Origin of the sequence: Cylindrospermopsis sp. CR12, from assembly GCF_001432185.1 — a bacterium.
GTDB lineage: Bacteria > Cyanobacteriota > Cyanobacteriia > Cyanobacteriales > Nostocaceae > Raphidiopsis > Raphidiopsis raciborskii.
Genome location: NZ_LMVE01000103.1, coordinates 1 through 11786, shown reverse-complemented (window position 1 = coordinate 11786; position 11786 = coordinate 1). Strand labels below are relative to the sequence as shown.

5 protein-coding genes and 2 pseudogenes are annotated in these 11786 nt (G+C 37.7%); all 7 read left to right on the top strand.

Annotated elements, in window-relative coordinates; genetic code table 11:
• Positions 1–191 precede the first annotated feature (191 nt).
• The 7 genes and pseudogenes from ASL19_RS11550 to ASL19_RS11525 all read left to right on the top strand — a co-directional run bounded on the left by ASL19_RS11550 (position 192) and on the right by ASL19_RS11525 (position 11611).
• Positions 192–1736, top strand: a complete 1545-nt coding sequence (locus ASL19_RS11550; RefSeq protein ID WP_057178462.1) for an ATP-binding protein — start codon at positions 192–194, stop codon at positions 1734–1736.
• A gap of 72 nt (positions 1737–1808) precedes the next feature.
• Positions 1809–2041, top strand: a pseudogene (locus ASL19_RS17610) (hypothetical protein); the annotation flags it as partial.
• Positions 2042–2132: 91 nt separating this feature from the next.
• A pseudogene (locus ASL19_RS11545) lies at positions 2133–2857 on the top strand (IS4 family transposase).
• 135 nt (positions 2858–2992) lie between these two features.
• Positions 2993–3412 carry a lysozyme inhibitor LprI family protein gene (locus tag ASL19_RS11540; protein WP_057178461.1) on the top strand — a complete coding sequence of 140 codons (420 nt, stop codon included), beginning with the start codon at positions 2993–2995 and terminating at the stop codon, positions 3410–3412.
• 186 nt (positions 3413–3598) lie between these two features.
• Positions 3599–6820: a type ISP restriction/modification enzyme gene (locus ASL19_RS11535; protein ID WP_057178460.1), complete on the top strand. Its 3222-nt coding sequence runs from the start codon at positions 3599–3601 to the stop codon at positions 6818–6820.
• Positions 6821–6941: 121 nt separating this feature from the next.
• Positions 6942–7262, top strand: a complete 321-nt coding sequence (locus tag ASL19_RS11530) for a hypothetical protein (RefSeq protein ID WP_057178459.1) — start codon at positions 6942–6944, stop codon at positions 7260–7262.
• Between the two features lie 89 nt (positions 7263–7351).
• The gene (locus ASL19_RS11525; protein WP_057178458.1) at positions 7352–11611 is read left to right on the top strand and encodes a helicase-related protein; all 4260 of its coding nucleotides are present in this window, start codon (positions 7352–7354) and stop codon (positions 11609–11611) included.
• Positions 11612–11786: the final 175 nt, after the last annotated feature.

Below are 11786 nucleotides of genomic sequence, written 5' to 3'. Positions count from 1 at the left end.
AATCTATTGAATAAGGTTTTGGTATATAATTTGACAGCATTTCTACTCTATTTTAGTTTATTACCCTTATTATAGCTTATCTTATTTTGGAGTTTAACTACATGAAAATTGCTGTAAAATAGATTTTTATGGAATAAAATCATTAAAGGGGTTTACCACAAACCCGCGCCCTTGATAGCTCAGACTTCACCATGCCCAAACACTTTAACACTGCTGGTCCTTGCCAATCTGATATCCACTACATGCTCTCCCCAACAGTTCGCCTACCGGACTTGAAAGCACTAATCGATGGACGCAATTACTTTATCATTCATGCACCGCGACAAGTAGGCAAAACCACTGCTATGATAGCCCTAGCCCAAGAATTGACTGATAGTGGGGAATATATCGCCGTGATGCTTTCTTTAGAAGTAGGGGCACCCTTCTCCAGGGATCCGGGTATGGCTGAACGTGCAATTTTGGATGAATGGCAAGAATCCGCTTGTGTTTACCTATCAACTAATCTCCACCCACCCCGTTGGCCAGCATCTCAACCAGGACGGCAAATTGGAGCCGCGTTAGCCAGTTGGGCTAAAGTTGCTACTCGTCCCCTAGTGGTTTTCCTGGATGAAATTGATGCTTTAGCAGATGAAACACTGATTTCTGTTCTTAGACAACTACGCTCAGGTTACAATCGCCGTCCCCATAGCTTTCCCCATTCGGTAGGGTTGATTGGTATGCGGGATGTGCGGGACTATAAGGTTAAATCTGGTGGAAGTGAACGACTTAATACGTCAAGTCCTTTCAATATCAAGGCTGAGTCTTTAACTCTCAATAATTTTACCTTACCAGAAGTAGAAGAACTTTACTTACAACATACACAAGCGACGGGACAGGTTTTTACCCCCGAAGCCATCTACCGTGCATTTTATTTAACCGATGGACAACCGTGGTTAGTCAACGCCCTAGCTCGTCAAGCTACCCAGGTTTTGGTGAAAGATATCACCCAACCCATTACTACTCAAGTGATTAACCAGGCTAAGGAAATTCTTATTCAGCGCCAGGATACTCATTTAGACAGCTTAGCAGAAAGATTACGGGAAGATAGAGTCAAAACCATTATTGAACCAATTTTAGCGGGTGAAGATTTACCTGATGTACCCCAGGATGATATTCGTTACGTCCTGGATTTAGGACTGTGTCGAGACCGAGGACAGGGTTTGGAAATTGCCAATCCAATTTATCGGGAAGTTCTACCCTTGGTGTTAAGTTACACAACCAGGGCTTCCATTGGAGTTATTGAACCTCGTTGGTTAAATGAACAAGGGGAGCTATTACCCGATGAATTATTGGAAGCATTTCTGGAATTTTGGCGACAACATGGGGAACCACTGCTTAAAAGTGCGCCCTACCATGAGATTGCTCCCCATTTGGTATTAATGTCATTTTTACATCGAGTAGTAAACGGTGGTGGTACGCTAGAACGGGAATATGCCATTGGTTCTGGAAGAATGGATATTTGTTTACGCTATGGCAAGGTAGTGATGGGCATAGAATTAAAGGTGCGGAGGGAAAAGTTGGATCCCTTAACCAAGGGTTTAACACAATTGGATAAATACCTGGATGGGTTAGGATTGGATAGAGGGTGGTTAGTGATTTTTGATCGCCGTGCGGGATTACCACCCATGGGAGAGAGAATTAGTACGGAAGAGGTCATTAGTCCAGGGGGACGAACCATTACCGTCATTCGTAGTTAGGGAGATTACCTATAGTATCACACTCTTATTCCCCCTTATAAACATAATATAGTCTAATGTTCATACCTCACCATGCCCAAACACTTTAACACTGCTGGACTATGTAAAGCTAACATCCACTATATGCTCTCCCCCACCGCTCGCTTACCGGAGTTGAAAGCGCTAATTGATGGAGAAAACTACTTTATCATTCATGCGATGAAATTGACGCTTTAGCAGATGAAACACTGATTTCTGTTCTTAGACAACTACGCTCAGGTTACAATCGCCGTCCCCATAGCTTTCCCCATTCGGTAGGGTTGATTGCAGAAGTGTTGAATGTTAAGAAAGTTGTGATAAAAATTGCCCAAAATATATTAAAATTTGGGCAACCCATATCAAAATATTAATTTGATAATGATCATAAATTCATTCCCCAAGATTGTCAAGGACATCCTCAGACCGTTACCAAAAAATGATTATCCAGTTTTGAACAGCCGTCTTTATTTTGAGTGTTGGTTGGCTTATGCCTTGGATAATAGTTTAACAAGTATGCGGGACTTATTTACAAGATTAAACCATACAGGTATTGATGTAATAATTTCGACATTTTCCAAAGCTAACAAACACAGGAATCAAGAGATATTCCAAAATATTTATCATCAATTGAATAAATTGGTACAAAAAAAGCTTATAAAAAGCTACATGATAAATACGCAATTTGTCCAATCGATTCAACAATAATTACTTTAACAAGTAAGTTGTTATGGGTTTTAGGTTATCATCAAGTAAAATTGTTTAGCTCCCTGAATCTTTCTACGGGAAGTCCAGAAGATAATTTGATAAATTTTGGACCATGATTACAAATTTGGCTCATCAATGATGTCTAATTTACCTCAAGATGCAGTTGGGGTAATGGATAGAGGTTTTGCAGGACTAAATTTTATACGGGAGTTAGTACAAAAAGACAAATACTTTGTGGTACGAATTATGCCAGTCTCATCGCTTATCTAATTTTACAACTTGTATCCGTTCCCAATGAATGGGGTGAAAAAATGTTAGATAAGTTCCGCTATCTTCAAGCTTGTATGTGTCAACAAATCAGTTATGTTCATTGGATGGAAGATATTATGAGATGTTGACATTTTCACCTTTGATAGGAGTACTATATCTAACTATGTAAAGTTTTGTAACGACATTCAACATTTCTGACATTTACCCTCTAAAATTAGATGATTGATGACACCAGTGTAAGATTTGGATGATAAGGAAATAATATGAAAAAACCATTTATATATATAATTATGATTGTTACCGGTATGCTGGGGAGTTCTGCTCTACTAGTCGAACCACAGTTAACAGCTATTGCCCAATCACCCAATTGTGGTAACCGGATTACTCAGTATGATATGAATTTATGTGCGTCCCTTGATGCTAAGGTTGCGGATGGAAAGTTAAATCAGATTTATAAACAAGTTCGAGTCAGGTATAATGCAAATCCGGAAGCAAAACTTCTTATAGATGCACAAAAAGCCTGGATTAAATATCGAGATGCTAGTTGCGCATTTTCTAGGGGTAGATTTCAGGGAGGATCTATTGTACCAATGGTATATCACGGTTGTTTAGAACGATTGACTAAAGAACGAACGAAGGAACTTGAAAGTTACTTACAAGAAGGAAGTTTTTCTAAGCGCTAGCGGAGATACTAAGGAACCCGAATCTGAACCATGCAATCGCATTGATCTTCGAGTTTTGGGTTTTCTTAACCTCACCGAGGAAAAGCGATCGCCTGTTTTTGTGGGTAATCATGGGATTTTAAAGTAAAGTTGACTTTCACACAAGTTTCGTGTACTATTAGATATTTATATGCCTCAATATAACCCATGACTTTCACAAGGGCACAGTTTCAAGTTGTAATCAAAGATAAAAATGACAGCAGTCGCGTTGCAGCTTTACAACAACTGTTAGGATACCCTGTGGGAGAAAAGGATCCGGGAGGTTCACGATTCTGGTATTTGCGCCCAGGGGTGGATGGGGAACAAGCTACTGACACATGTCCTATTGCAGTGGGTTTTTATGAAGAACTGGTGTCTTTAAGTGAATTAGAGGCTAAAAGATTTTTCACTGAGGAAGCACAACAAAGAGATATTTACGGACATTATATCAGTCGAGTAGCTGAAGAACAACCGGTCATGTATGTACTTTTACCCCATGGGTCATCTGGTAGGGTTTCTTTAATCCTTCCTGGGGAAGGTAAATTGCGTCAGCAACAAATTCAAACTTTTAGTTGTGATGATGAGCAGTTACTGTCACGACTAAAAAGAATTACACAAGATGAAATATTTATTGCTACTAAAGCACTGATGTCTGTTCCTTTGGTGGAATGGGTGTTTTATGAACCAATCAAGACTGCTAAGGAATTGGCTCTAAAATTAGCACAAGCAGCACGTCAGATTGAGCAGGTAATACCTATCGCTTACAAGCAAGAACGGGAAGATGGATATTTACATACATTACTTAAAAGTTTTCAGCGGGAATTATTACCTTCTCTTAAACTTAGTGCAGATAATGAAAAAGATTACAGTTTCGCTGATATTTATGCCCAAACTATTGCCTATGCTTTGTTTACAGCTCGGGTATTCGGTTATGTGAGAGATAAAAGAGCAGGAAGGACACAAGAAACCTTATTTGATAGAGAATCAGCTTGGCAACAATTACCCGAAACTAATCCGTTTCTACGTAAGCTGTTTCAGGATGTTTCTGAACGCAGTGCTGAGAAATTGGGTGATGATTTGATAGGGGCGATCGCGGATATTTTTGTCATCCTTCGTACTACTAAGATGGATGCGATTTTATCGGATTTTGAGATGAAAATGAACCGGGAGGATATTGTAATTCGGTTCTATGAAGATTTCTTAGCAGCATATAAACCCCAAATGCGGGAACGACGGGGGGTTTATTACACACCTGAACCTGTGGTTTCTTACATGGTGCGTTCTGTGGATATTTTGGTGCGGGAAAAGTTTAATAAACCGTTGGGTTTGGCAGATCCCACAGTGACTATTCTTGACCCTGCTTGTGGTACGGGTACGTTTCTATTATATATTTTTCAACTTATCTATCAACGCTTTCAAGAGTCCCCAGCAACACTTACGGAAGGCTTAGCTGATAGGTCTTGGTCTGGGTATGTTGAGGAGCGGTTGCTACCTAGAATATTTGGTTTTGAGCTGTTAATGTCTCCCTATGCGATCGCCCATCTGAAAATAGGTTTGTTTTTGCAAGAAACCGGGTATAGGTTTGATGGTGCTAAGCGATTGGGAGTTTATTTAATTAATACTTTGGAGGATATTACGTTAAGGGAAGAAACCCAGCAGTTAAGTTTAAATATTCCCCAAATGGAGGAATTAATAGCTGAGGAAGCGAAAGCAGGGGCTAGGGTTAAGAAGGAGGAACCGATTATGGTGGTAATTGGTAATCCTCCCTATTCGGGACATTCAGAAAATAATAACCCTTGGATTAAGGAGTTAGTTAATGATTATTATTTTGTAGATGGCAAACCATTGGGTGAGAAAAATCCTAAATATTTACAAGATGATTATGTTAAGTTTATCCGTTTTGCTCAGTGGCGAATTGATAAATCAGGTCAGGGAGTTTTAGCTTTTATTAGTAATCATGGATTTTTAGATAATCCCACCTTTCGGGGAATGCGTCAGCATTTGATTAATAGTTTTAATGGGATTTATATTTATGATTTACATGGTAATATTAAGAAGAAGGAAACTAGCATGGATGGAGGGAAAGATGAAAATGTCTTTGATATTCAGCAAGGTGTAAGTATTACTTTAGCTCTTAAGGTAGAGAATAAGTGTATTAATAATCATGCTCATTTGTATGGATTGAGAGATTACAAATACAATACTTTGACCGAAAATGCAGTTAATACTACTAGGTTTTCTGAGGTTAAACCAAAGTCTGAATTCTATTTATTAAGGCCTCAAGATACAAGTTTATTTACAGAATATGAGGATTATTTTAAAATAACTGATGTTATGCCTGTAAATTCTAACGGATTTAAAACCCATAGAGATGATTTTGCAATTGATTTTGAAAAAGAGGAACTTTATAAACGTATTGCTGAGATGCGAAATGAGAGTATTTCAGATGAAGAATATTATGCTAAATATCCAGTTAAAGATAATAGGGATTGGAAATTAAAAGAAGCACGTCAACTGGTAAGGAATGATCCAACGTGGGAAGATAAGCTAATTAATTGTTTATATAGACCTTTTGATTGGAGAGAATGCTATTTTAGCACGGTAGCAATGGACTATCCTAGACGTGAATTAGTTAATCATGTTGCGGGTAAAGATAATTTATGTTTATTATCGTCTAGACAACAGTCAACTGTAGGTTATAGACATTGCTGGGCTTCCCGAGAAGTTGTTGAATGTTGTGTTGTTTCTACAACAAGTCGTGAAACTAATCAAGTTTTCCCCCTTTACCTCTACCCAGATAAAAACAACCCCAAAGAACTCCAACAAGAAAAACGAGCCAACTTTTCAGAAGACTTTCTAAAAAAAATAGAAATAAACCTGGGTTATCTCCCCACACCAGAAACCATATTCTACTACATATACGCCATCTTCCACTCCCCCACCTACCGCACCCGCTACGCTGAATTTTTAAAAATAGATTTTCCCCGAGTTCCCATCACCAGTGACAAAAACCTCTTCTCTCAACTGGCAAAATATGGGGAAGAACTAGTAGCACTACACCTGATGAAATCCCCCAAATTAAATAACCTCATCACCCAATTCACCGAAAATGGAGGTTATGGAATAGTGGATCCCGGTCACCCTAAATATACCCAAAGCACAGTAGTCATCAACAAAAAAGGTGACAAATTTGTGGGAGTACCAGAACCAGTCTGGAACTTTTATGTTGGAGGTTATCAAGTTTGCCAAAAATGGCTTAAAGACCGTAAGGGACGCACCCTAACTGATAATGATATTCAACATTATCAGCGCATAATTGTAGCACTACAGGAAACTATTAAACTCATGCAATCAATTGATGAAACCATACCAAACTGGCCCATTCAGTAAATATTGCATTAGTTATTTTTCATCTGCTACAATCAAAGTAATATAATAGACATCTCCGAAGCGATCGCTCTTCTGTTTAGTCTAAGTAGGTGGGTGGAATTAAATAAGAGATTTTATAATTATGCAAATCACAATCAATATACCAGATAACTTAACAGATAAATTCCGGGATAAATTAGGTCATTTATCCGAAAAGGTCATGAATAAATTAGCTTTAGAAGCTTTTTTAGAAGGATTGATTAATTTTAATGAATTTAGACAGATGTTAAGTTTTCAGGATGAAAATGCTTTCAAGGCTTTTTTATCAGCAAATTTCCCCCTACATTCTGGGGGGTTATTAAATTTAGCGGGGAGTTGTGCGGATATAGATTTTACCATTGATGAAGAAGGGATTTATGATCATAAGAATGACGAAACCATACTAAACTGGCCCATTCAGTAAATATTGCATTAGTTATTTTTCATCTGCTACAATCAAACTAATTATTTCCCCAAACCGCACCTGTGATTTTTAGATATTTTTAACCTCAAATGCTGGACACCTTTATCCAAGAACTGATCCGAAAACAGCGTCCTTACTACATCATCCAAGGTACACCCATAAAAGGGCTTGAGAATCAGTATTGGTTGGTTTTCAAACATCGTGATGCAGATAACCTGCTGCATAAAGTTGTTAAATTCTTAGGTGCTAGTAAAAAACAAACAACTTATAAACTATTAAGAATAGACCAAAAAGCTGCTAAGGTCTTTACATATACCCCCATCAAGCAAAATGACTTACCCAGCACCAGCTTACTGAGAACATCCAAGCTCGATATTATTGAAAAATTCTTGGATGTGGAAAATGTCACTAAAGAAAAAGCCTTATTAACTGGTAGTTTCCGAGAAATCTCTGGTCGTCAGCGGCGCTTCAATCTGCCCAATGATTTGGATAAGTACCATCAATTTTTTAGTAAAGTATTAGAACGCAGTCAAATTTATCGTCGTTCCACAGCTTACTTTGATAGTGGTATTCTGAAATTATATGAGGAACCATTGGCTGCTATTATTCAAGCAGAAGGAAGAATTCGCTTGTTAATGGACTGGCAAGGATTTACTAAAAAGTCCGATGTTCAAGAACTGGAAAAACTTCATGACTCTAATTATCGCACTCAGTTTATTCAACGCACCTTACAAGAGTTTCTACGAAATTTAAAAGATAGAGAATTAGATCACACAGAAATATTAGCTGAGTTAGTCAGACTAGGATTTATGGTGATTAAACTAGTCAAAATGGAATCAGAAAGGGCCATTTATCATAAAAAAACAGGTATTCTCAGCGACTCCCTGGGATATCATATTCAACATGATGGTTCGGACAACTTCACCCGCGCTGCTTATTCTCGAAATGCTGAAAGTATCACTTTTTTATATTCCTGGGATGAACTGGATACAGAAACCATATTAGAGAACATTCGTCAATTTGATAGGGAATGGGAACGGGAAGATATAGCATTTGATATCAGTTTAGAATTCCTCCAAGAAGTATTAGCAGAAAAGGAACGTCGCAGTCAATTAAAAACACCAGTTATTGATTCTATCACCCCTGACACCGTTCCCTCGGGAAAAACTACCAACGTTGAAATTACCGGTCAAAACCTAGATCGCGTAGAAGAAATCCAAATTGTTGATAATGACCTGGTACAAGTTACCATTAATAGTAAAGAACCAGAGCGTATTTTCGGTCAAATTACTATAAACACAAACCATCCACCAACAGTTTTAAAAGAGTTTAAGGTAAGAACTACTGAACAAAGTTATGAAATAGCACCGAAAAAACCTCCGGTGGTCACTAATTCCCCAGAAATTCCTGAGTTTGCAGAAATTGAGGGATTTAAACGAGCAGTAGAAATGATTTTAGCGGGTAATCATGGCACACCTAGTGACTTTCTTTATTGGTTAGCACGGCAAAAACCCCAACAGTTTCAAGTAGAACGCAGTGATTTATTAGACGAACTGTTAAATAATAGCACCCTCTTTGAACACCAAAAGTCAGGCGCTCAACATTGTTTAAGAGTGATGAAAAATTTTGGTGTAGCTGTGTGTGCAGATGCAGTAGGCTTAGGGAAAACCCGTTTAGCTGCTACTGTAGCCAGACTATATCGTCAACAAAATGCACAAGCTAAAATTGCTATTATAGCTGCTAAAAAACTTCATCCCAACTGGGAACGGGAACTGGGAGAATTAGGATTATTTCAATCCCGTGATTACGAACCCTATAACAAAAACCTCATGAGTCGTAAAGGTGGTTTTATAGAAAACTTTGGTCGTTTTGGGGGACCAGACTTAGTAATTATTGATGAGGCCCACGAAGGTATTCGCAATTATAGAAACCGTATTCACAAAACTTGTTTAGAGATACAAGAACAAGATAGAAAAACTGGCAAGCAACGTCATTTTCTGCTTTTGACCGCCACTCCCTGGAATAATCGCCGAGAAGATATTTATAATATCCTTTCACCCTTTATTAGTCGTCCAGAAGGTTTTAATGATTTAAAATTCCCCCCAGAAGTAACCCACTGGTTTCAAAATCGCGAAAGTGGTGTAGAAAATTTTACGGACAATACGGAACTATTTCGCCGCACCTATCGGGAACTGTTTCTTCAACGGACTAGACAAATGCTACGAGAAGCTACTCCGGATTTAAACTTGTATGCCAAACGGGTGGCGGAATGGTTACCAGTAAAATTTGAAGATGGTACTGAATTAGCGCTAAATCAAATTTTCACCCAGTTTGAAACTAGTTTATATATTCCTTTTGCTGACCCTATTCGTTATTTAACCAGTAATGTGGAACAACGTAGTTTGTTATCCAATCAGCGCCGCTTTTTCTTACAAAGAGCTGAATCTAGTATGTATGCCTTGGGTAGAACTATTGGGAGTTTTGGTTACCGAATTGAACAAATGCAGAAACGTTTGGAATCAGTTTCTTCTGATGCGGAGGGACTAAAGGAGTTTTTACTAGTCCACTATAATTTCAACTCCGATAGAAAAGATAACTCAGAAAAGTTCTTAGATCATTATTTAGATCATTATGAAGATGAGGATTATGAAGAAGAGGAGGAAGAAGAGGAAAATGAAGCAAATCAAGAACAAAACCGTCAACAATTAAGACGTTCTATAGATACTCTCACAGGTAATCTACAGAATGATCCTGACAATGCCCAAAAAATTTATAATCGCATGCTAGATGATTGTGAAAAAGACCTACAACAATTGGATGAAATTCACGCCTTATTAAAGAATGAGTTTTTGGTTGATCACAAAAAACAACAAGTTACCCAAAAAGTTCGTGAGTTAGTGAAACTTGGTCATAAGGTACTACTAATTTCTACCTTTAGCGATACTGTGATTGATTATTATCATTATATGACCCGCGACAGTGCGATCGCAGCTAAGGGTATTGGGATGTTAATTGGTTCCACAAAATTATATTATCCGGACAATTCAGATAAACCACAAAGAGTAAGTCCTGCTTATGTAGTACAACCTAAACAAGGTCGAGTTGTTTCCAATCGCCAAAGTATCTTTAGATTGTTTGCTCCACATGCTACCTGTAAAAGTCCTGAAGAGCTTCCTAAACCAGAAGAAGAAATTAGAGTATTAATTGGTTCAGAAACCTTATCGGTGGGTCAAAATTTGCAAGATGCGGATTATTTGATTAATATTGATTTGCCTTGGAATCCCATGATTTTAGAGCAAAGAATTGGCAGGATTGATAGACCGAAACAACATAAGACGGAACATATTTATATTTATTATGCCAACAGCGAAAGTCAGCTACTGAGACAAGCATCTCGATTAACAAATTTACATAAAAAACTAGTAGGTGAATTAGCTCAACTAGATGGGAAGATCACAAATATTGAAGACCATCCTCCTATTCCTACTATTTCCAGTGTTAATAAATTAGGATCTTCTATTTATGGTGATACATTATTTGATGATGAAATTTTACCAGGATATGTGGATTTCATCCAAAGTCTAATTAAAGCTAGAAAAATGGAACAAGGTAATTTACAGGAGGATGCTTATAAAAAACAAGAAACCAATCGAGATGTTTATACCCAAAATGAAATATTACACAGTGAAGAGCTGAGTGAACTTTTAAAAAAAATGGGCGATGATTACCAACCAAATCCCATTGCTCTAGGTCGAATCAATGAACCAAACCAACCAACCGGATTAGTAGCACTAACAGTGCGATATTTCGGACCCAATGGTGAACCTATAAAAAATAAACAAGAAACCCTATTTTGGAACAATATCACAAGAGAAAAAGATGGTTATGGTTTGGCGATCGCCACTGCTATCAAAACCCCAGCAGCTAACAATGTGTTTTCTTCAAAATATTTAATATCATTAGCTGAATCAATTTATGACGAACTGGTGAAACTCAAGGAACAACGCAGTGCAGAACTAGAGGAACCAGAAACCCTAGAAAATATTAATATTACTTCGGAACGGATTACCAAAATACAACGTCGTTTAAATAAGCTAGATAGGTTCCCAGGTAATTTAGACCGTGTTATGGTGAAAAGTACGCTGAAAAAACTGAATAGTTGGAAAGAGGGAAAATCTGTACAAAAACTTTTGAAGGAATATACAGATGGGGATAAATCAAATTTGGATGATGAGAAATTTATTATTCAGTTGGTGGAAGATACGGATAGGTTAAACCTAATTTTGGATGAAGGAATTAAACCTACCAGTATGCAAATTTCCTTAACAGCATTTTTATTAAGAGGTTGAATGCAACCAGTAATTACCGCTTATAAAAATAGACGCACATCTAATTAATTATCTTTAAATTAGGGTTTAACTTTCTACTTTGGGCTGAGAATTTCACTTCATCAACAAATTAGGGTGTGATTATGAGCTATGGTAACACTATATCAGCGTAAATATATGTCTCAATGCCTAGGGA